The following is a 20,490-nucleotide window of genomic DNA, read 5'->3' on the forward strand; positions in this document are numbered from 1 at the left end:
CGGCGCGCGGGCGTACGGCGCGACGGATCCTTGCTGCGGCGTCGCGCGCCTTGACGGCGTGGAGTTGCGCGTGAGAACCGGAGACCATGCGGATGCGGTGGTTCAGGTTCTCGATGATGGCAAGCTTGGCTTATGTGCTCGGTTGCTCCGGAGGCGACCCGCCTCCGGGCTCCGGAGGAATGGGCGGCGCGACGAGCGGCGGCAGCGGTGGAATGGGTGGCTCGGGCGGCGGTGTCGGGGAAGGCGGCGGATCGGCTGGCGCGGGCGGCGCGGGTGATGAGGGCTCAGGCTGCGAGGTGAGCGAGATCTTTCCAGGGCTCTGCACCTGCGTGATCAAGCAAGACGGCACGTTGTGGTGCTGGGGCGCCGAAAACTGCATCGCCAACGACGCGGAGGATGGAGACGAGCTCGCCCAGATCACGGTGCCGGGCGGTGTGCTCACGCTCGACGTCGCTGACTCCGGCGAGACGCTGGCCGTGAACCAGGCCGGTGAGCTCTTCTACTGGGGAGAATACGAGCCCGACCCCATCCGTGACGCGCGCGCCGCCGCCAACACCGAGCGAGAGCCCGTCCGGTTCCCCGACACGCCGGCCGGGATCAGGAAGGTCTCGATCCAGAACGACAACTGGTTCTGCGTGCTGCGCGACGACAGCGACGTGTCCTGCTGGGATGACGAGCTCGACGCGTGGCAATTCATGGCGCTCGGTGACGGCGCGCGGATCACGGACATCAGCGTGGCGCCGTGGTCGGTGTGCGGTCTCGACGAGGGGGGCGCCGTCCACTGCGCGGGCCCAAGCCACGAGTCCTGCGCCCCGGTGCAGCTGGACTTCGGAGGGGAGCGCGTCGTCTCGCTCCGAAAGGGCTGCGCGGTGACGGAATCAGACGCGGTCTATTGCGGGGTCGGCGACGAGAACGACGCGGGCCCTTGCCTCGCGGCTCCGGTGCCGGTGCCGGACGTCTCTGCCGCCGATTACGCGGAGGCGATCTTCAACCAGTGTTACGTCACGCTGGAGGGCGGCATTCGCTGCCAGGGACGCGGCGGCGACGGGGAGCTGGGCAACGACGCCTACGTCGATCGCACGACCTTCGTCGACGTGGATCTCTGGGCCGGCAAGGCGAAACGGGTGACGCTCGGGATCACGCCGTGCGCGGTGCTGGAGAACGACCGTCTCTGGTGCTGGGGTAATGGATTGCCAGAGCCGGGGCCGACCCAGGCTGCGATCCCCACCATGGTCCCGCTCTGCGCGGGGGATCCGGCGCCGACGCCGCCCGCGCCCACCCCGCTCGGTAGCTTCGTCGACGTGACGGGCACACCTTCTGGTGCGGTAGAGCTGACGGACCCCTTCGGCGGTTGCGAAGGGCTCGACGTGGGCACGATCGTGTACAGACGGAGCACGAACGAGCTCGATTACGGCGTGTGCGGCCCCACCGGGCTCCTCGAGCGGGATGGTAGCATCACGGGCTTCTACGGGGCCCAGCTGCACGTCGGGATGTTCGAGTACGTCGACGAGGCGTACCCCCCGCCCGAGGGTCAAGAGAAGGGCTTCGGTGTCTTCCTCTGGTCCCAGAAGAGCGGGATCAACCAGACCTCGTGCCTCAGCAACGATGGCGCCCTATCCGGCGGCCGCTCTCGGACGGTCCTCGGGACCGGCGATGAGGCGTGCGGCGCCAAGGCCACCGTGCTCTCCACCTCGCCCTTTCGCATCCAGCTCAACTTCACCCATCGCCGCTTCGCCGAGATCGAGCTCCGGCCGGTCCCGGGCGCCGACGCGATCACGATGCCGTAGCGACCTGCGCTCCCGAGCGTTCTCGCCTGAGCCGTCGTCGTCCCCGCGACGCCCGCGCCGCCGTGGCGAAACCGAGCGCCGCGAGGACGACGGCTTCCAGGGCCCCGCCCCGCCCGGGCTGGCGCGCCGCGACAGCGCACCCGCTGAACGCCGGCGGCTCGCCTGCCGAAAGCTCGGACGAGCCTGCCTCGGCCGCGCTCGTCACGCGCGCGCCCGCTCCGCTGACCTCCGTGCTCGGCAGGGCGGTGCGCGCGCCGCGCGCGCTCGCGAAAGTCTCGCCGGCGGAGCCGCCCTCGCCCTCACCGCTCGACCCGTCGTCGACCTCGAACAGCGTGTTCCCCATCACGACGTACCAGGCGCCTTCGAACCAGCGCGCGTGTCCCAGATGCGAGCCTATCTCGCGCGGAGCGGCGCCCGAGGCGCCCAGGTAGCGTTTCGGCGGGTTGAGGAACATCACCTCGCCGGTGTCGCTGATGCCGTCGTGGCCCAGGCGCGCAGGCGGATCGTCGAGCTGGCTGGGGGGGCCGAAGAAGCTGATCTGGTGCTGCGCGCCGGTCGGTGTCCTCAGCCAGACCTGCTCCGAGCCGCGCGGGCCCCGGAGAAAAGCGATGTAGCCGGCGTGGAGCTGGTAGGCGCCCGTCTGGGCGCCCTCTGGGCGCGGGACAGGGGCGACACCGAGCGGCGCCTGCCCGGATGGGGTTGCGAGGATGGTTTGATGCTGACCGGAATTGAGGATCTTCGTGAACACCACATTGCGCCCGTCCGTCACGGGGCGCGTGATTTCCTCCCCGCTCGTTGCCAGCAGCGTGCTCGTTCCATTTCTGCGCGTGTAGAGTGACGAGCGGCCCTCCACATAGGCGAGGAGCCCGTCCTCGGCGACATCCAGCTTGAAGCGGTCCAGCGCGGCGCCGAGCGCGAGCTCGTCGGTGCCCGACGCGAGATCGCGCAGGTACGTGCCACTTCCCGAGTACGCCATGTAATCGCCGCTCACGAACGCGAGGCGGCCGCGCTCCGCCAGCTTCAGCAGGGCGCCGTCGCGCCAATCGTACACGGTGCCCGCGCCACCCCCGCCGAGCCCAACCGGCACCTCGATCACGGCGCCGGCGCCGGTGAGAAACCCTCGCATGGTTTCGTTGAACTGGGACGGATAGGGCAACGGCACCTTGAGGATCCGCGTGATGGCCCGTGTCGCCCGATCGAGCAAGAAGAACTCCAGTCGTGCGTTGACGAACAGGATCCTCGATCCGTCGAAATCGAGGATCTGGCCGGGCACCTCCTCGATCGCCGTGAGCAGCGGGCTTGTCTCGACGTGGATCGTGGGGCCCGTGACGGTCATGCTGCTGTAGGTGTCGATGACATTGAATTCCAGCCCGAAGCGACGGCCGCTGAGGGCGCTGAGGTCGACGACGGTGTCGAGCGCCGCCGTGCCCCGCGCGAGCTCGACCGAGGTCGGCGGGCTCGTCGTGTCTTGGAAGGCGGCGAGGACCCGGATGGTGCAGTCCTCCGGGTGGTCGTCGACGCAGGTCGCGGCGAGCCGGAGCGCCGGATGGGCGACCGACTCGTGCATCGGCGCCAGGATCTGGACGGTAGGCGGTTGGTCCTTGAGCACGGTGCGCTGCGCGGACACGCTGGTGCCCGTGACGTCGGTCGCCGTGACGGTCAGGATGTGCTCGCCGTACGGCAGCCCGAACGTTGAGATGCCCGCCCTGTAGGTGGCGCCTCCGGTGTTCGTGAGGATCACGGAGCCCGCGCCGAGCTGCGCCGTGACACGCGCGATCTGGAGCGTGGAGCTCACCTGGACCTGGACGCTGACGTTCCTGTCGATCCATGCGCGCTGTCCGGGCTGCACGAATGTCACATCGATGGCGGCCCAGGCCGCGCGCGCAGGCAGCATGGCGAGCGCGCAGACCAGCGATATCAAGAGAACGCGGATGGTTCGCATGCTTCTCCTCACCTCTCGCACCTCACCGGTGCGTACCTTCGGATCAGGAAAATTCTCCGCTTATCGGCGGTACGGCGGGCCGGGCGCGATGAAGGCGCCCCGCGCCGCCGCCGGAACGCTCAAGGGCTCATCGTGGCGACGAAGACCTCGGTGCCGGCCGCCGCCGCCGCTCGTCGGCGGGTTGAAGGTAGCGACGTAGGCGTCGGTAGACCCACGATAGGGAATCGGACCGGTTCCGAAGTCCACGGGGCCGAACGCGCGGCCGGTGACGGCGACCGTGCCGGTGGAGGACAGGCAGATATCCTCCACGTCGGCATCGAAGTTGATCGACCAGAGCTCCACCCCGCTCGCATCGAGCTTCGCAAGGCCGCGACCGGCGACGATGATGTCGCCGGCGGGATCGAGCACGATCCTGTCGCCGAAGCGGACCGAGCGGCCGAAGATAGGCTCGCCTGCGGCATCCAGGTTGACGAGGACGGAGCCGGCGGGGAGGGTCCCGCTGCCGAAGTCGACGGATCCATCCGTCTCGCCCGTGACGAGGATCTCGTCGTCCGCATTGATCGCCACCGCGTGTGCCGTCACGCCCCCACTCAGGCCGGCCGAAGTGGACAGGAAATATTGCACCCAGAGCACATCGCCCGTCGGATCATACTTGGAGACGATGAATCTGCTCGAATAGGGGAAGACGCCGAGGCTATCGGTCGCCACCGCCACGGGGTTGCCAGCGCTGTCGAGCGCGAGGCGCGCATTGATGTGAGATCCTGGTAGCGACTTTATCCAGAGGAGGGCCTTGGTCGCGGCGTCGATCTTCGCCAGGTAAGAGGTCTCCCACTGGATGTAGACGACGTACATGTTGCCAAGAGCATCGATGGCGATCTTCTCTACGGAGTGCACCACCGGAAACGCATAGGGGCCGTTGCTCCAGATGTGGTTGCCGTCGGGGTCGAACTGGGCCACGAAGAAGGACTCGTCTTCGGCGGGGATGGGGCCCCCGCCCAGATCGGGGCCCGGGGTCCAAGGCGCGCCCGAGTACGTGCCGGTGAGGAAGACGTTGCCGTTCTCGTCGACGGTTACGGCACCTCCGCGCTCGTCGCGCTCGGTCCCGAAGCGCTGGCTCCAGAGCGTCGTGCCCGAGGGATCGAGCTTGAGAAAGAAGACGTCTGACTGTCCAGCGCTGGTCAGCGGGCCGGTACCGAAGTCGATGGTCCCTCTGAAGGAGCCCGAGACGTAGTAATTGCCGTAGGCGTCGCTCGCGATGGACCAGCCCTCGTCGCCGTCAGGGCCGCCGAAGCCTCGCGCCCACGGCGGCGGCTGAGCGCAGTGGGGCTCGCCGTCGCACCCGGCGCCGCCGTCGCCGCCGGTGCCAGGTGCGCCGCCGGTGCCGGGCGCGCCGCCGTCGCCGCCGGTGCCGGGTGCGCCGCCGTCGCCGCCGGTGCCGGGTGCGCCGCCGTCGCCGCCGGTGCCGGGCGCGCCGCCGTCGCCGCCGGTGCCGGGCGCGCCGCCGTCGCCGCCGGTGCCGGGCGCGCCGCCGTCGCCGCCGGTGCCGGGCGCGCCGCCGTCGCCGCTCGAGCCACCCGCTCCCTCCGTGACGCCGCCGCTGCTCGCCCGCGGCGAGCCGCCGCTGCCGCCCGTACCTTCTGCGCCGCCGTTACCCCCGCCGCGCCCGATGGGCTCGCACGCGGTGAGGCCGGCAAGAGCCGCGATGGTCAGGGCGGAAGCGCCCCATGGGCGACCCCTGGGGCTCACGCCACGGCGTTCAATGGTTTCGGACATGGCGGCTTCGTTGCTCGACAGGAGCGCCGCGTTCATCCGGCCTCCACGAAATGTGGCTCGCCCTCTCCCCCTGGCGCTTCAATCACGCGTCCTGTTACGCTGCGGTCTCGTCCTGGCGGCGTTCGACGCAGGCCGGCAATGGGGTTTGAGCAGGCCAGAGGAGTTGCCATGGCGGATTCCAATGCAGTTGTTCTCGATGAGGCGATGTCGTCCGATGCCCTGCTGCTGTCCAACCTCCTCGAGCTGTACATTCACGATCTCAGCGACGTGTTCCCCGGCATAGAGTTGAGGGCGGACGGGCGCTTCGGCTACGACAAGCTCCCTCTCTACTGGTCCGAGCGGGACCGCCGGTTCGCCTTCGTCCTTCGATGTGGCGGCCGCGTCGCGGGGTTCGTCCTGGCGACGCGGGGCTCACCGGCGGCGGATGATCCGGAGTTCCTCGATATCGCCGAGTTCTTCGTCCTGCGGCGATACCGCCGCTCCGGCGTGGGCCGCCGGGCGGCCGTCCTCCTCTGGCAGCGCATTCCGGGCAAGTGGACCGTGCGCGTCTCCGAGGGGAATGCAGCGGCCCTCGAGTTCTGGCGCGGCGTCGTCGCGGAGTTCACGAACGGCGCTGCGACGGAGTCGACGCGCCCTGGCCAGCCGCATGCCTGGCGGGTGTTCTCCTTCGAGAGCGTGCCCGAGCGCGTCGCCCTCTGACGCCGATGTGCGCGGAGAGCGCGGGCCCGCGCGCTGGGCTATCTTCAGGGGACATGACCGCCGGCGACCAAGGCACGCCCAGAGGCCCCTCTCTGCGGATCGTCTGCGTGAACGACGTCTACTCGCTCGACAACCTCCCGCGCCTCGCGAGCCTGGTCAGGCATCACGCCGCCGGGCCGGCGGATCGCTTCATCGCGGTGATGGCCGGCGACTTCCTCGCGCCGAGCCTGCTCTCGAGCCTCGATCACGGCAGGGGCATGGTCGACTGCATGAACGCGGTGCCGATCACGCACACCATCTTCGGCAACCACGAGGCCGACGTCGAGCTCCAGGAGCTCAGGGCGCGGGTGCAGGAGTTTCAGGGCACGTGGCTCAACACCAACATGCCCTCGTTCGCTCCGGCGCTGCCCACGCACGAGATCCTCGCCGTCTCGAGCCCCGGCGGGCGGACGGTCCGGGTCGGCCTCCTCGGCCTGCTCGTCCACGTGCAGGGCCTGTACCGGCGGGGCGCGTTCGGGGGGATCCCCATCGAGCCGGCCAACGAGACGGCCGTCCGCTGGGCCCGTCGGCTCGTCCACGAAGAGGGCTGCGCCTGCGTGATCCCGATAACGCACCAGAGCCGCGGCGAGGACCTCGCGCTCGCGCGGATGCAGCGCGACCCGCGCTTTCCCGTGATCCTCGGCGGCCACGAGCACGAGGTGCTCCTCGACGACGTCGACGGCTGCTGGGTCGTCAAGGCTGGCACCGACGCGGCGAGCGCGGCCGTCATCGATCTCGCGTGGCCTGTCGAGGCGCCGCCTGCCGGCGTGCCTGACCTGCCCGCGGTCACCGTCCGGATCGAGGACGTCGGCGGCTATCCCGAGGATCCGGCGATGCGCGCGCGCGTGGACCGCCACATGCAACTCGTGCGCGACCTCGACGCGGCCACCCTCCTCCGGCTCCCGCCGGGGAGCGCGCTGTCGTCCGTCGGGACGCGGACGCGGCAGACCTCGCTCGGGGCGCTCCTCTGCTCGCAAATCCGGGACGCGGTCGAGGCGGACGGGTGCCTGTTCAACGGCGGCGGCATCCGCGGTGGTCGAGAGTACCGCGAGCGCTTCACCTACGGGGATCTCAAGGCCGAGGTGCCCTTCAGCAACGAGGTGGTGGTGGTCCGCATGCCCGGCCGCACCGTCCGCGAGGCCGTCGCCGCGTCGCGGTCGCGCGCCCCCGCCCAGCACGCCGGCTATCTCCAGATCGACGACCGCATGGCGACCGACGACCGAGGCGTCCTGACCGCGATCGGCGGCCTCCCGCTGGTCGACGACCGCGTGTACCGGATCGCCCTCCCGCGCGCGCTCCTCGGCGGCATGGATGACATCGCTCCGCTGGCCCGCTTCGCCGAGGAGCACCCCGACGAGGTGCCGCCGGCGGACAGCGGGCGCGAGCCGAAGCTCGTCCTGGCCGAGTCGTTCGCCGTTGAGCTCTGGCGCCAGCTCGGCAGCTTCGAGGCGATCGACGCCGACCGCGACGGCCGCATCTCGGCCGACGAGCTGAGGGCCGCTGTCTCGAGGGCGACCTCCGAGACGCCGTCCGAGGTGGTCGTCGGCGAGATGCTGAAGGCGCTCGACAGCGACGGGGACAGGCTCGTGACGCGCAGCGAGTCCGGCGCGCTCGCCTCCGCGCCGGCCGCGGGGTCGCGCGGTCGATCCGATCCGTGACGGGTCTCTTCGCGCGTCTTGAGGCCCTGCCCGGTGGCCACCGCGGAGTCCGCCAACTCGACGACGTGGCGATTGGCGACTACCGCCCTGGCTATCCCGACGGCCCTGGCTCCGCGCCGCGCTCCACGCGGGAGGGTGCGAGTTCGGCGCCTGCACGCCGCCCGATCCATTCGTGGGCTTCGCGAGAGGACCCGCTGGCGCCGACCGCCGCCGAGCTCTCCGGAGGCCGGCCGCTGCGTCGTCCCGCGGGTCGTTTTCGAAGCTCTTGCATCAGAGCCGGCCGGGGAGCATTGTTTCTGCATGAGCGTCGAGGAGAGCGTCGAAGCGAAACGGCTCGTTCTGGCCGCAAACGAGGACTTTTACGAGGCGTTCCGCTCCGGGGATCACCAGGCGATGCGCAAGGTGTGGTCCGAGCGGGCGCCCGTGGCCTGCGCCCATCCCGGTATGCAGGCGCTCTCGGGGCGCGCCAGCGTGCTCGAGAGCTGGCGCCAGATCTTGCACCAAAGCTCGCCCTTACGCCTGCGCTGCCAAGGCGCCGTGGCGCACCTGTTCGGCGAATTCGCCTTCGTCACGTGCCTCGAGGCCGACGGCGACGAGCCTGCACACCTGTGCGCGACGAACATTTTCATCCTCGAAGACAGCCAGTGGAAGATGGTCCACCACCATGTTGGTCCGCTCTCCACGCCAAAGCCGGAGCGGCGGGCTCCGGCTGGCTCGCGGCTCATGAACTGAGAGCCAGGCTCCGACGGTCCGAGCTTGAACGGCGCCTCCCGCGCGTGACGCTGGTCGTTGCGGTCGCGCCAGGCGTGCCCCAGCGGCGTAGTTGTCCGCGGTGCTCCGCAGGCCCCCTCGCCGCGACCGCGCGCCTCCCGCACGGAACCTGGCGGTCACACGATCCATGATGGGAAGCTTGACTTTCGGATCCTGTTCGGACCTCCTGGATCCACGACGTACGGTATGCGAGCCACCCATCGTTTGTTGGCGCTCTCTGCGCTCTTCTTCCTCACAGGCGCGAAGGGAACTCGATGCCAGGGCGGCGACGAGCCCGGTCCGGCATCCGGAAGCGGCGGCGGCTCGGAGACGGCGAGCTCCGGCGGAGGCAGCGCAGGCGGCGGGGGTAGCGCGGGCTCCGGCGGAGGCAGCGCAGGCGGCGGGGGTAGCGCGGGCTCCGGCGGAGGCAGCGCAGGCGGCTCGGAGACGGCGAGCTCCGGCGGAGGCAGCGCAGGCGGCTCGGAGACGGCGAGCTCCGGCGGAGGCAGCGCAGGCGGCGGGGGTGGCGCGGGCTCCGGTGGCAGCAGCGGCGCGGCGACAGGAGGATGCGAGGATCCGCCCCCGGTCGTCGGGACGCCTGCGCCGCTCGGGTGTGCCCTGTTCACCGATCTCGGCGCGCTCCTCGAGGTCTGTGGGGGCCATGATTACTGGTCGCGCCAGGCAGAGACGTTCTGCAACGCCCAGTATCCGGTCGGTGGATACGTCGAAGGGATCATCCCCGGTCCGTTCTGCGACGATCCCAGCCAGGGTGTTCGCCTCTATGGACTCGAGTGCTGCCCGAACCGCGAATGTTGCTGGAACGGCGCCGGGTTCGCGCATACGTACCCCGCGTACTGTCCCGGAGAAGCGGTCAACTGGCAGCTCTGCGAAGGCCAACCCGGGGTGTGCTGTGATACGGCCGGCGGCCCCACGTTCCAGCCCGTGTGCGGCTGCGAGCCCGGCTCCGTGCTGCCGCAGGAGTCCTGCTCGGTGTGCTGCCGTCGCGGCATCCAGCTCGCCCTGTCCCGGCCCGCGGCGTGCGATCCCGCGCAGGTCGTGCCGTCGTCATGGTGCGCGCCCGACAGCCCCGACCTGGTTCACCTGCGCCGCTGCGGGCTCGCCAGCCCTTGCGAATCCAGCTTCGAGATCGGTGGCGGCGATGCGCCGTGGAACCTGTGCATCCTGGAGTTCCTGGCGTCGGGCGCGGCCGGCTATGTCGAAGCCGAGGACTCGGGCGACTACTCCCGGGGCGAGTACATCTATGTGCAGGCGCCGGGAGCGGCGCTCTGGCAGCGCTTTTACGAGAGCGACGGCGACCATCCGCCCACGATCCCGGCGCCGCCGGTGGAGTGCGTGCTCCGGCCGCCATCGTACTTCGAGAGCTGCTTGACCAGCGGCGATCCGGCCTGCTCCAGGCCCGAGAACTGGTTCGTTTCGTGCAGCGACGCGCCGATCACGACCTGCCCCTGACGCCGCGGCATGGACGGCCGCCCGGCCCATCGGTGCTCTGGAGCGACAAACGGGTTGAAACCGCCAGAAGAGAGCAGAATTTCGGACTGCCAGGGCGCCAAGGACGCCAAGAAGAGAACACGCAAGCGTTCCCCGCTCGGACTGTCTGATCCTGAACGCCATGCCGGAACATGCTCGCTTGCTTGCGTCATCTCGCAGAACGCCTGGCTAGGGCGTGATGTCGTACGCGTGCTTCGCCGCCCACAGGGTGGTGGCTCGCATGGAGTAGGGAGCGCGGATGCTGCCTTTGGACGAGCTCCCGCAGGCCGTGGAGGCCGTGGAGTGAAGGCTGCCACTTTGATGGGCCGATCCCCACGGCGGGGGCGCGCGCCCTCTCGCTCAGGCGAAGTCGCGGAGCAGCGCTTCGTAGAATGCGTCGCTCATGAGGTAGTCTGCCCACCACGGCTCGACCGCCGTCGCGCCCCGGCGCTGCTGGAAGAGCACGAGATCGTCCAGCTCGCCGTCGTACCAGCCCCACAGGAAGCGGGCCCGCAGCACGTCCACGTTTCGCCTGCGGAGCTCGGCCACGGCGTCCTCGAGCGACTCGTCGTCGAACTCGTCGACCAGCGCCTCCGCCTCGTCGATCATCTCGCCGAGGTAGGCGAGCCCCTTCTTGGTGAGCTCGAACCGCGCCTTGCGGCGGTTGACCTCGACGAGGTCCGCGTTCACGAGCTCCTGCAGGACGTCCTCCAGCGGGCTCAGCTCGGACGGCATCACGAGGGGCATCTCCATGCCTCCGTCGGCGGGCTTCAGGTCCATCTTCTTCAGCACGTAGATGCCGGCATAAACCAGCTTCTGCTCGCGCGACACGACCGGCTGTCTGCGTCCATCGAACATCGTCTCACTCCGCGCTATGCCAGGCCTCCGCCTCGAGGCGGATATGCCGGCGACCGTCTTCGTCGGTGTCGAGCCACGCGTCGACGTCGCCGTCGGCGTAATACACGGGGGTGAGCCCCGCCGCCTTCGGCCGGCGGATGCGCGCGGCGTGGGGGTTGCACATGGCGAGCACGATGGCGCGCTCGTCGGAGAGCGCGGCCGGCAGCCAGCGCTCGAGGAACGTCGACAGGAGCACGGTCACCGAGTAGTCCTTCGCGACCTCCTCGACGAAGAACTCGAGCTCCACGTCATCGGGCAGCACCTCCGGCTCGTCCGCGGCGTGCACCGCCACGACGAGCGCGCCCGTCACCCGGAGCGGCTCGCGAGCCGCACGGCCGTCGAGCCAGAGCTCGGCCACCCGGCACCAGCCGAACTGCGTGGACTCCACGTCCGGCTCGTCGCGGTGCTGTTCGAGGTTCAGCAGCTCCAGCGCGGGACGGCCGCGGAACGGGAGCTCCGAGATGCTTCGCAGGGGCTGCATCGCGGCGGGCGGCGCGCTCTTCGGCAGGCGGCGCGGCTACGCGACGAGGCGCTCGGGCCTGCGACCGCGCTCGCCGCGGCGGACGCCGAAGCGCGAGCCGGCGCCGGACCTGCCGCTCCCGAAGCGGCTGCCGCCGGCGTTGTTGTAGCGCCGCCCGGTCTGCGACGACTTGCTGTTGTCGACGCCGGACGGGCTCGAGGCGCGGTACGAATCGCGCTGCGATCGGAGATCGGACGCGCGGTTGGGCGGCGTCGTGTACGGCTGCGTGTAGACCGGCACGTAGTTCGGGCGAAACGCCGACGAGAGCATCGAGCCGAGGAGCATGCCGGACGCGATGCCCATCAACGGCGAGTGGTAGTAGCCGTAAGCGCCGTAACCGGACGTCTGGATCTGTGCGGTGCCTTCGCCGGAGACGTCACGGCGGATCGTGAACACCTTCTCGGGGTCCTGCACGCCGCCGTCGCTGTTCTTGTCGAAGAACCCGGTGACGACCTGCGTCTTGGCGTCCAGGTCCTGCACGGCGACGCTGATGACCTCGCTCCCCGTGTAGATCTCGTTGACGCGCCGCTCGAAGTCCTCGGGCCCCTCGGCGGTCTTGTACGCCTCGTTGATCTTGTCGAAGTCGAGGTCGACGTTGGTGTTCTCGGTGGTCGCCCACCGCTCGCCGGACCGCTCGCTGGTGCCGCTCTTACCGCAACCGGAGGCCGCGACGGCGAGGGCCGTCAAAACCACGACAGGCAGGATGGTCTTCGTTTGCATTTAGGAGGATCTTTGTGGGGCCATCGGGGGATTCCGTCAAGCAGTCGCCGAAGCCGGCGAGCCGCCGGGCATCGGAGATCCGCGTCGCGGGGCCCGGACGGCCGGCGAGCCCGACGACGCGGTCCGTACACACGCGGAGCCATCGATGTGGGACAGAACACAAAACAGGTCCCCGGCAGTCAAGTCAAGAGATTTCGTTCGCATCGATCGCGGTGGACCTCCTCATTCTACAAATTCCTACAGCGATCCCGCTCATTCCACGAAATTCCGTGTAATTCCGAGTTCTTGTGGTAGTCCTACATTTGCATACCTGAAGCTGTTGGCCGGGCGCCCTTCTCGATCGCCGCGACGGTGGACAGCAGGCGCGGATCGTCGGCGGCCAGAGAGTCCATGTGCGGTATCGGGAGCACGCAGGCATCGAAGGCGTCCGAGCCGTACGATTGAGTGAAGGCGCCGATGCGCGCGTTGAGTCCGCGCGTGAGCAGGCGACGAGCCCGCGGCCGCGGTCGCTCTCCCGGGCTGGAGGCGGACAGTCGGCCGGCTACATTCCGAACGGGTATCGGGTCAGGTTGATTGCGCCGCTTTCGCGGACCTGCTGCAGCGCTTTCCCGTACTGGAGGAGGAGGCCCAGCGCGTAGTGGAACCGCTCGCGGATGCGCCCGTCGTCGGGCGATTGCGGCTCCGCCGGGTCGTTGAGGAGGTCGCGGACGTGGCGCACGATCACGTGGTCCGGGATGTAGCAGAGGTACGTGTTCTTGTAGCTGCTCATGCGCAGCTCGGCGATCGGGTAGGAGCCGCCCAGGCTCGCGGAGACCGCGACGATGAGCGCGGGCTTGTGCGCGAGCTCGCCCTTGGAGCAGAGGAGGAAGAAGTTCTTCAGCGCCGCGGGGACCATGCCGCCCCACTCCGGCGTCACGATCACGAAGGCGTCGGACGCGGTGAGCTCGGCGGAGATGGGGGACCAGAGGCGCTCCCATTTCTCCGAGGGCTGCCATGCCTCCGGGTCCCAGAGCGGCAACGGGTTGTCGGCGAGATCGAGCACGTAGGTGGAGGAGACCTCCGCCGCCGAGGTCAGCTGCTGCTGCACGTAGCGGGCGACCTTCCCCGATTCGGAGCCATTGCGGTGACTACCTGAGATGACAGCGAGCTTCATGGGGCGTTGCATGCGGCGGGCGAGGGATCGCGCGGCGCTCCTGGCTATCGGTGGATTGCGGCGCGGGATGCTACCCCGGCCTCGCGCGTCGAGTCGAGGATTCCATCGGCGCGCGAGCTCTCGCCCCGCCGCCGCGCGCCGTCCACCGAGCGGCGGCGGTCGCGCTGGCCGGAGGGCGCCTCCGTGAAGGTGAGAAGATGGGGAGATCATTGAGCTTTCTCCCCGCCTCCCCGCTTCCTGCGCAGCGCCGATCACCGCTGTCGACAGGCGCTGTATCGAGCGAAAGTGGACGCGCGCGCAGGCGAGAGGCGACTACGGCCCACGGGGAGCCGCCGCCGCGCCGGCGCCGCCGTGGCGGGCCGAGCCGGCTCGTTTCGGCAGCTGTCAGCGGCGCGCCGTTTGGTCTACGATGGCCGCGACGCGCGCCGGACCGCCGGCACGCCGTTCGGCGGTCCGGCGGGGTGTCGCCGGGGGAGGGCGGGTGACAGCGACTCGAGAAGAGCGGAAAGGCGCGGAGAATCCATCGATGTCCGGGGCAGGGAGCTCCGGCGACGGCGGCCCTCGACGCGAGCTCGACCGGGCTTCCGCGGAGCTGTTGAGCGAGCGCGACCTTCACCACACGCTCGAGATCGCGGGCGTGGCCGTCGCCACCGGGGAGCCGCTGACGGCGAGGATCCTCGCCGTCAGCCCGGAGTTTTGCGCGCTGACGGGCTACTCCGAGGCGGAGCTCCTCGAGCGCACCTTCGTCGACCTCACGCACCCTGATGATCGCTCGCGGGATCTCGCCATCTACCAGCGGGCGGTCGGCGGCGCGGATCGCGAGTGGCGCAGCGAGAAGCGGTTCGTCCGGAAGGACGGCGCCGTCCGGTGGGTCGTGGTTCGCGGCGCGGTGTTCAGGGACGAGCGCGGCAACGCGGTGCGCGCGGTCGGCGTGATCGACGACATCACCGAGCGCAAGCAGGCGGAGGAAGCGCTGCGCCGCAGCGAGGAGCGCTTCCGCGCGGCCCAGGAGCTCTCGCTCGACGCGTTCTTCGTGCTGCGCGCGGCGCGCGACGAGGGGGGCCGGGTCGCCGACTTCGTGTTCGAGTTCGCGAACCCGGCCGCCGGCCGGCTCCTCCGCAAGCCCGTGGAGGCGTTCGTCGGCCGGCGGCTCCTCGACGTGCTGCCCGACCAGCGGACGGACCTGTTCCCGCTCTACGCGCGGGTGGTCGAGACCGGCGAGCCGCACGACATCGAGGTCGGGTACACGGCCGACGGGCACCGCATGTGGGTCCGCAACATGGCCGTGAAGGTCGGCGACGGCGTGGCGGTCTCCTGCAACGACATCACCGCGCGCAAGCAGGCCGAGCAGGCGCTCCTGGACGCCGACCGCCGCAAGGACGAGTTCCTCGCGATGCTGGCGCACGAGCTCCGGAACCCGCTCTCGGCCATCCAGTTCGCGCTCCGCGTCTCGCAGATGCCCTCGGTGCCCGAGCCGCGGCGGACGTGGGCGCAGGCGGTCATGCAGCGGCAGCTGAGCCAGCTCGGCCGCATGGTCGACGATCTGCTCGACGTCTCGCGGATCACCCGCGGCAAGATCACGCTGAAGCAGGAGCCGCTCGATCTCGGCCATGTCGTTTACCAGGCGGTGGCGGCGGCCGCGCCGCTGATCGACGCCTCCAAGCACGAGCTCACGCTCGACGTGGGGCCGCGGCCGCTCTCGGTGTTCGGCGACACCGCGCGCCTGGAGCAGGTGATCGTCAACCTGCTCACGAACGCCGCGAAGTACACCCGCGAGGGCGGGCGGATCTGGCTCACCGCGCGCCCGGAGGGGGCGGAGGTCGTCGTCCGGGTGAAGGACACGGGCTACGGCATTCCGGAGGAGATGCTGCCGCGCGTGTTCGACCTGTTCGAGCAGGCGCACCCGACGCTCGATCGCGCGCGCGGTGGGCTCGGCATCGGGCTCACGCTGGTGAAGCGGCTCGTCGAGATGCACAGCGGCTCGGTGTCGGCCGCGAGCGAGGGCGAGGGCCGCGGCAGCGAGTTCACGGTGCGCCTGCCCGCCGCGGAGCCGCTGGGCGAGCCCGAGGGGGCGCCCGGGCCGGCCGCGGGCGCGCTCGCGCGCCGGATCCTCGTCGTCGACGACAACCGCGACCATGCGCTCGCCCTCGCCCTCCTGCTGGAGCAGGCGGGCCACGTGACCGCGCTGGCCCACGACGGTCCTGAAGCGCTGGAGGCGGCGCGCAGCTTCGTGCCCGAGGTGGTCCTGCTCGACATCGGCCTGCCGAAGATGGACGGCTACGAGGTCGCCCGGAGGATGCGGGGCGAGGCGGGCGCCGGGGCCCTGAGGATCGTCGCGTTCACGGGGTACGGGCAGCAGGACGATCTGCGCAGATCCAGGGAGGCCGGGTGCGATGCCCACCTGATCAAGCCGATCGCTCCCGAGGTGCTGTTCGCGCACATCGCGGGCGGCGAGCGATAGCGGGCTGCGGCGGGGTCGAGCGCGGCCGGGCGCCTCGCACCACGGTGCGCTGTCGCGGGGTCTCCTCGGCCTGGGGCGCGGTGCTCGCGCCTCAGGCGCCCCCGGCGAGGGGCGACGTCTCCAGGTGCGCCAGGAGGTCGGCCGGACCGTCGTACACGGCGATGGCTCCCGCGAGCCCGCTGTCGGTCCAGCCGCCCGAGCGGAAGCCGATCGTGCGCAGGCCGGCCCGCGCTGCCGCCTCGACGTCGTAGGGCGTGTCGCCGATCATCACGACCTCCCCGGGCGGCAGCTTCAGGTCGTCGAGCGCCGCCTGCACGATGTCGGGATCCGGCTTGGATTTCTCGGCGTCGCTCGACGACGTGGCGCTCTCGATGACCCCGTTGGCGCCGGTGAGCTTGAGGAGCTCGCAAAGCTTCTCCTCCTGGGCCGAGCTCGCGATGACGATCCTGATGCCGCGGCGGTGGAGCTCCTCGAGCAGCTCCTTCGTGCCGGGGAAGGCGCGGAGCTCGGGCAGGAGCTGCTTCATGAAGATCTCCGAGCAGCGCCCGCTGATCCGCTTCCCTTCCGGGCTGTCGCTGGAGATCCCCGTCACCTTGGGGAGGAGCTTGTCGCCGCCCATCCCGATGAGCCGCCGCACCTCCTCGAAATGGACCTTGTGTCCGAACTCCTCCAGCGCATCGATCCAGGCGCGCGCATGCGCGTCGTTGCTGTCGATCAGGGTGCCGTCGACATCGAAAATTACGCCGCGAATGGATACCATGACCCGGGACCTCTCCTGTTCGCGGCGTGACGGCGTCCGGGTTCCCGGACAGCGCCGCCAAGGGGCCGCTGGACTCCGGGCGGGCATCGAGCAATGCACATGCCGGGCGCGCGGCGCGGCGCGGGCGCGCGCCCCTCACGTCGCCGCCGTGGCGACCTGGCAGGCTTGTGGCACATCGCCCCGCGGCAGGCCGGCGGTCGCCGCGGGGACGCGGTTGGGGAGCAGCGGTGTGAGCACGGAGCGGGGCGCTGGCGGGCGGGGGGAGTCGAGAGCCGGTTTCGGCGTCGACAGGCGCGACGGGATCTGATGGAAGTAGACGAGCTCATAAGAGGGGCAGCGGGGGAGCTCACGTGCTGCTGCGCTGGTCCGGTGGAGAGCGCAATGGCGGATTGGGATCCTGCTCAGTACCTGAAGTTCGAGGACCAGAGGGCGCGTCCGGCGGTCGACCTGCTCGGCAGGGTCGACGTCGACGTGCCGGGCGAGATCGTCGATCTCGGCTGCGGGGCGGGCAACATCACCCGTCTCCTGGCGCAGCGCTTCCCGGACCGGGGGATCGTCGGGGTCGACAGCTCGCCGGAGATGCTGGCGAAGGCGCGCGCCGCGCTGCCGGGGGCGCGGTTCATCGAGGGCGATATCGCGCGCTTCGTGCCGCCCGCGCCGCCGGCGCTGATCTTCAGCAACGCCGCGCTCCACTGGCTGGATGACCATCCGGCGCTGTTTCCAGCGCTCCTCGGGCGGCTCGCGCGCGGCGGCGTGCTGGCGGTGCAGATGCCGAGGAACCACGGCGCGCCGTCGCACACGGCGATGGTGGAGGCGAGCAGGGGTCCGCGCTTCCGCGACAAGCTGGCGCCGGTGGTGCGGGAGAGCCCGGTCGCGGCGCCTGCGGCGTATTACAGCGTGCTGGCGCCGCACGCGGCGCGGGTCGACCTCTGGGAGACGGAGTACCTGCATGTCCTCGAGGGCGAGAGCCCGGTCGTCGAGTGGACCCTGGGGACGGCGCTGCGGCCGTTGCTCACGGTGCTCGATGAGGACGAACGGGCCGAGTTCCTGGAGGCGTACGGGAGGCGCCTGGCTGCGGCTTATCCGAAGGCCGCGGACGGGAAGACGCCGTTTGCGTTCCGGAGGTTGTTCCTCGTCGCCAGGGCGAGGTGAGCGCCGGATTGCGCTGGTGCGGCGCGGGCGCTGCGATGGATCAGCGCGTGTATTCGATGGCGCCGACGCCCTCGGCCTGGGGGAGCACGGTCACGAGCGCCTGCGCCCCGAAGGAGCTTGACGAGAGGGAGGAGCGGACGACGACGAGCCATGTCTGGTCGCTCCTGCGCGCGACGAGGATGGCGCACCGTTCGCCCTGAGGCGTGCCCGCGCGCGCCGCGGCCTCGTCCACGACGCGCGCCTCGGAGGCGGCGCAGCCGTGGACGTCGAACTTGCGGTGCGACAGCGCGGTGAGCGCCACGCTCGCCGCCTTCGTGGCGCGCGTCGTGGACGAGGCCGCCGCCGGAGCGTCCGGGGCCGGCGCCGGGGCGCATCCGGAGGAGAGCGCTGCGAGGAGGGGGACCCATCGGGCGATCGTGCGTGTCACGGGCGAGGTCGTATCGCGGCGGCGGCGCCGGGGGAAGCCCTCGTCGCGAGAAGGCCGGCCGGCGTCGCGCGAGATCTCTGGAGGGGAGCGCCAGGGCATTGCGGCCGCCGGCCTGCCGCCGCGGCGGAAGCGCGCGCAGGGCCGGTGCGCGCGAGACGGGACAGGCGTTTACGTGGTTGAGCCGTGATTCGTTTCACTCATTCGCACTTACGGGAACCAGGGGTGGAAGCCCTGCGCGCAGCTTGCCCATCTCCATAGCTCGCAGTAGCGTGCCGCCCATGCCGACGCTCGAGCACAACGGTCTCGTCGACATGTTCCGCGAGAAGCCGTCGCTCGCGCCTCACTTCCTCGAGATCCTCTTCCATCTGGATCTCCCGCCATACGCCGCGGTTGCGGTGGTCGAGGCCTCGCTGGATCAGCTCATCCCGATCGAGTTCCGCGCTGATCTGGTGCTCGAGCTCCGCGACGGTGGTGGGGCGGTGGTGCTCTCCATCGTCCTCGAGGTTCAGCGCGACATCGATCGGCGCAAGGGCTACTCGTGGCCCGTCTACGTTGCGGTCGTGCGGGCGCAGAAGGAGTGCCAGGCCATCGTCCTGGCCGTAGCACCCGACGCCGAGGTGGCCGCCTGGGCCGCGCAGAAGATCGATCTGGGCCTGGGGCTTGGAACGGTCCAGCCGCTGGTGCTGGGTCCGGCGATCGTTCCTGAGGTGACGGATCAGGACGAGGCGGAAAGGGAGACGGAGCTCGCCATCCTCTCGGCTGCGGCGCACGGCAACGGAGCGAACGGGCTCGCCGTGGTTCAGGCTGCGCTCGGCGCGCTCGGACGGTTCGACCACGAGCACGCGGCGGTGTACTTCCAGATCGTCTACAATGCGTTGCGTGACCCCATGCGGAGGGCCCTGGAGGCGCTGATCATGGAACGGCAGACAGAAGGCAAGGCAACTTTCCCCCCGTTCGCCCAGCAGCTCATCGAGCGCGGCCGGAGCGAGGGCAAGATCGAGGGCATCCGCGAGGGCAAGCTCGAGGGCATCCGCGAGGGGGAGCTCAACGGGAAGCGCGACACCTTGCTCAGGCTGGTCGCTCGTGCAGGCATTGCGCTCACCGACGACGACCGCGCGCGCATCGAGGCTTGCACGGATCCGGCGACCTTCGATCGCTGGGTCGATAACGTCCTCGGGGCAAAGAAGGCTTCGGACGTGCTCTCCTGACGCACCGGGGAGCCTCGCGGGTACCCGGACCTCTCCGCGCGTTCCCGCGCCGCGCGCCAGCTCGCCGCGCCACGCCGCGCGCCCCCGGATCAGCGCTGCGCGAGCCGCTCTCCCCGCCAGAGGAGCTCCTCGTCCTCGAGCCGGCGCGCGATCTGGAGCGCCCGCCCCCGCGCCGCGGCTCCCTCGTCCTCGCCCAGGATGCGCGCGAGGAGGAGCAGCGCCATCGCCCGTAGTCGAACAAAGCCGCTGTCGCCCGCGTGACGACACGCCGACTCGGCGAGCGCGATCGCCGCCGCGCGCTCGCCGAGACGAAAGCGCCCGTAGGCGAGGCCGGCGTCGCGCCGGTAGCTGACGAAGGGGTGAACGTCCTCGGAGGAGATCGACGCGTAGAGCGCGAGCGCGCCGCCCCGGTCCGGCGCCTCGCCCGGAGGCGGATGGTTGAGCTGAAAGGCCCGCTGGTCGATCCAGCGCGCGTGCAGGCATGCCCGCTCTTCGCTGGACAGCCCCTCCTCGGCGAGGTGCCGCCCGGCCTCCTCGAGCCGGTCTCTCACCTGCTCCCGCTCCCCGCGCCGGCTGCAGAGAAAGGCCTCCAGGAGCGCCATCTCGACGCGCGCCGCGACGCTCGCCGCGCGCGCGAGGCGCGCCTGCCCCAGCGCAGCTCCCGCCGCGCCGAGATCCCTCCGGCGGAGCGCTGCGCTCGCGAAGCCGAGCGCGATCCACACCCGCGCCCGCGATTCGCTCACGGGCGGCCGGTCCCAGAGCCGCAGCTGCGCGAGGCAGAGCGGGAGCGGCAGATCGGCGAAGCGGCTGTGATACACCCCCATCCACTTCAGGCCCTCCTCCACGCGCCGCGGGAGCCCGAAGATGTAGAGCAGCCGTCGCCCCCAGTCCCCCCCGTCCAGGTTCCCCCGCCGCCGCAGCCGGCGCAGCGCACGCTCGATCGACGCGACGTCGTCCGTGGTGGTCGCGAGGTGCGCGACCTTCTGGGCCACCGCGGCGAGCGCGCCGTGCTCGGCGACCAGCCACGCCACGTAATCCTCCCAGGAAAAGCCCGCG

General features: G+C 70.6%; 17 protein-coding genes. 8 read left to right on the forward strand and 9 right to left on the reverse strand.

The features are described 5' to 3' along the window. Positions 1 to 125: 125 nt before the first annotated feature. Positions 126 to 1,787 carry a hypothetical protein gene (locus tag WMF36_RS45250; RefSeq protein WP_437577069.1) on the forward strand — a complete coding sequence of 554 codons (1,662 nt, stop codon included), beginning with the start codon at positions 126 to 128 and terminating at the stop codon, positions 1,785 to 1,787. Here WMF36_RS45250 and WMF36_RS45255 read toward each other — a convergent pair. Beyond that, positions 1,774 to 3,729: a hypothetical protein gene (locus tag WMF36_RS45255; protein WP_437577070.1), complete on the reverse strand. Its 1,956-nt coding sequence runs from the start codon at positions 3,727 to 3,729 to the stop codon at positions 1,774 to 1,776. The genes WMF36_RS45250 and WMF36_RS45255 overlap by 14 nt on opposite strands. Positions 3,730 to 3,789: 60 nt before the next feature. After that, on the reverse strand, positions 3,790 to 5,502 hold the full coding sequence (locus WMF36_RS45260; protein WP_437577071.1) for a hypothetical protein: 1,713 nt from the start codon (positions 5,500 to 5,502) through the stop codon (positions 3,790 to 3,792). Between the two features lie 168 nt (positions 5,503 to 5,670). Between WMF36_RS45260 and WMF36_RS45265 the strand changes: the two genes are divergently transcribed. The 4 genes from WMF36_RS45265 (at position 5,671) to WMF36_RS45280 (ending at position 10,118) form a co-directional block, all read left to right on the forward strand. Then, positions 5,671 to 6,201: a GNAT family N-acetyltransferase gene (locus tag WMF36_RS45265; protein ID WP_437577072.1), complete on the forward strand. Its 531-nt coding sequence runs from the start codon at positions 5,671 to 5,673 to the stop codon at positions 6,199 to 6,201. A 53-nt stretch (positions 6,202 to 6,254) separates the two neighbouring features. Further along, entirely contained in the window at positions 6,255 to 7,898 is a 1,644-nt protein-coding gene (locus tag WMF36_RS45270) for a 5'-nucleotidase C-terminal domain-containing protein (RefSeq protein ID WP_437577073.1), read from the forward strand. Positions 7,899 to 8,198: 300 nt separating this feature from the next. Continuing rightward, positions 8,199 to 8,630: a nuclear transport factor 2 family protein gene (locus WMF36_RS45275; RefSeq protein WP_437577074.1), complete on the forward strand. Its 432-nt coding sequence runs from the start codon at positions 8,199 to 8,201 to the stop codon at positions 8,628 to 8,630. Positions 8,631 to 8,876: 246 nt separating this feature from the next. Continuing rightward, positions 8,877 to 10,118 (forward strand): hypothetical protein, encoded by a 1,242-nt coding sequence (locus tag WMF36_RS45280; RefSeq protein WP_437577075.1) that lies wholly within the window; start codon positions 8,877 to 8,879, stop codon positions 10,116 to 10,118. Positions 10,119 to 10,496: 378 nt separating this feature from the next. Here WMF36_RS45280 and WMF36_RS45285 read toward each other — a convergent pair whose 3' ends face one another. The 4 genes from WMF36_RS45285 to WMF36_RS45300 all read right to left on the reverse strand — a co-directional run bounded on the left by WMF36_RS45285 (position 10,497) and on the right by WMF36_RS45300 (position 13,426). After that, positions 10,497 to 10,994: a hypothetical protein gene (locus WMF36_RS45285; RefSeq protein ID WP_437577076.1), complete on the reverse strand. Its 498-nt coding sequence runs from the start codon at positions 10,992 to 10,994 to the stop codon at positions 10,497 to 10,499. Positions 10,995 to 10,998: 4 nt separating this feature from the next. Beyond that, on the reverse strand, positions 10,999 to 11,514 hold the full coding sequence (locus WMF36_RS45290) for a hypothetical protein (RefSeq protein ID WP_437577077.1): 516 nt from the start codon (positions 11,512 to 11,514) through the stop codon (positions 10,999 to 11,001). 36 nt (positions 11,515 to 11,550) lie between these two features. Further along, a complete protein-coding gene (locus WMF36_RS45295) occupies positions 11,551 to 12,273 on the reverse strand; it encodes a hypothetical protein (RefSeq protein WP_437577078.1) in 723 nt (240 codons plus the stop codon). Between the two features lie 541 nt (positions 12,274 to 12,814). Further along, positions 12,815 to 13,426, reverse strand: a complete 612-nt coding sequence (locus WMF36_RS45300) for an NADPH-dependent FMN reductase (RefSeq protein WP_437577079.1) — start codon at positions 13,424 to 13,426, stop codon at positions 12,815 to 12,817. Between the two features lie 526 nt (positions 13,427 to 13,952). Between WMF36_RS45300 and WMF36_RS45305 the strand changes: the two genes are divergently transcribed. Continuing rightward, entirely contained in the window at positions 13,953 to 15,887 is a 1,935-nt protein-coding gene (locus WMF36_RS45305) for a PAS domain-containing hybrid sensor histidine kinase/response regulator (RefSeq protein WP_437577080.1), read from the forward strand. A gap of 91 nt (positions 15,888 to 15,978) precedes the next feature. On the opposite strand, the gene WMF36_RS45310 is transcribed toward WMF36_RS45305, so the two are convergent. After that, positions 15,979 to 16,647: an HAD family hydrolase gene (locus tag WMF36_RS45310; RefSeq protein ID WP_437577081.1), complete on the reverse strand. Its 669-nt coding sequence runs from the start codon at positions 16,645 to 16,647 to the stop codon at positions 15,979 to 15,981. A gap of 381 nt (positions 16,648 to 17,028) precedes the next feature. Here WMF36_RS45310 and tam point away from each other — a divergent pair, with 381 nt between their 5' ends. Further along, the gene (gene tam / locus WMF36_RS45315) at positions 17,029 to 17,799 is read left to right on the forward strand and encodes a trans-aconitate 2-methyltransferase (protein WP_437577082.1); all 771 of its coding nucleotides are present in this window, start codon (positions 17,029 to 17,031) and stop codon (positions 17,797 to 17,799) included. 40 nt (positions 17,800 to 17,839) lie between these two features. Here the strand turns inward: tam and WMF36_RS45320 are convergent, their stop codons facing one another. Next, entirely contained in the window at positions 17,840 to 18,226 is a 387-nt protein-coding gene (locus WMF36_RS45320; protein ID WP_437577083.1) for a hypothetical protein, read from the reverse strand. 278 nt (positions 18,227 to 18,504) lie between these two features. On the opposite strand from WMF36_RS45320, the gene WMF36_RS45325 reads away from it, so the two are divergent. Beyond that, the gene (locus tag WMF36_RS45325; RefSeq protein WP_437577084.1) at positions 18,505 to 19,434 is read left to right on the forward strand and encodes a hypothetical protein; all 930 of its coding nucleotides are present in this window, start codon (positions 18,505 to 18,507) and stop codon (positions 19,432 to 19,434) included. Between the two features lie 89 nt (positions 19,435 to 19,523). On the opposite strand, the gene WMF36_RS45330 is transcribed toward WMF36_RS45325, so the two are convergent. After that, entirely contained in the window at positions 19,524 to 20,465 is a 942-nt protein-coding gene (locus tag WMF36_RS45330; RefSeq protein WP_437577085.1) for a hypothetical protein, read from the reverse strand. Positions 20,466 to 20,490: the final 25 nt, after the last annotated feature.

It is taken from the genome of Sorangium sp. So ce887 (assembly GCF_051521455.1).
In the GTDB taxonomy this organism is placed as follows: Bacteria; Myxococcota_A; Polyangia; order Polyangiales; family Polyangiaceae; genus Sorangium.

Bases quoted from the DNA above. Each gene is read 5' to 3' on its own strand.
- WMF36_RS45255 (WP_437577070.1), bottom strand. From the start codon at position 3,729: ATGCGAACCATCCGCGTTCTCTTGATATCGCTGGTCTGCGCGCTCGCC.
- WMF36_RS45260 (WP_437577071.1), bottom strand. From the start codon at position 5,502: ATGTCCGAAACCATTGAACGCCGTGGCGTGAGCCCCAGGGGTCGCCCA.
- WMF36_RS45265 (WP_437577072.1), top strand. From the start codon at position 5,671: ATGGCGGATTCCAATGCAGTTGTTCTCGATGAGGCGATGTCGTCCGAT.
- WMF36_RS45270 (WP_437577073.1), top strand. From the start codon at position 6,255: ATGACCGCCGGCGACCAAGGCACGCCCAGAGGCCCCTCTCTGCGGATC.
- WMF36_RS45275 (WP_437577074.1), top strand. From the start codon at position 8,199: ATGAGCGTCGAGGAGAGCGTCGAAGCGAAACGGCTCGTTCTGGCCGCA.
- WMF36_RS45285 (WP_437577076.1), bottom strand. From the start codon at position 10,994: ATGTTCGATGGACGCAGACAGCCGGTCGTGTCGCGCGAGCAGAAGCTG.
- WMF36_RS45290 (WP_437577077.1), bottom strand. From the start codon at position 11,514: ATGCAGCCCCTGCGAAGCATCTCGGAGCTCCCGTTCCGCGGCCGTCCC.
- WMF36_RS45295 (WP_437577078.1), bottom strand. From the start codon at position 12,273: ATGCAAACGAAGACCATCCTGCCTGTCGTGGTTTTGACGGCCCTCGCC.
- WMF36_RS45300 (WP_437577079.1), bottom strand. From the start codon at position 13,426: ATGAAGCTCGCTGTCATCTCAGGTAGTCACCGCAATGGCTCCGAATCG.
- WMF36_RS45305 (WP_437577080.1), top strand. From the start codon at position 13,953: ATGTCCGGGGCAGGGAGCTCCGGCGACGGCGGCCCTCGACGCGAGCTC.
- WMF36_RS45310 (WP_437577081.1), bottom strand. From the start codon at position 16,647: ATGGTATCCATTCGCGGCGTAATTTTCGATGTCGACGGCACCCTGATC.
- tam (WP_437577082.1), top strand. From the start codon at position 17,029: ATGGCGGATTGGGATCCTGCTCAGTACCTGAAGTTCGAGGACCAGAGG.
- WMF36_RS45325 (WP_437577084.1), top strand. From the start codon at position 18,505: ATGCCGACGCTCGAGCACAACGGTCTCGTCGACATGTTCCGCGAGAAG.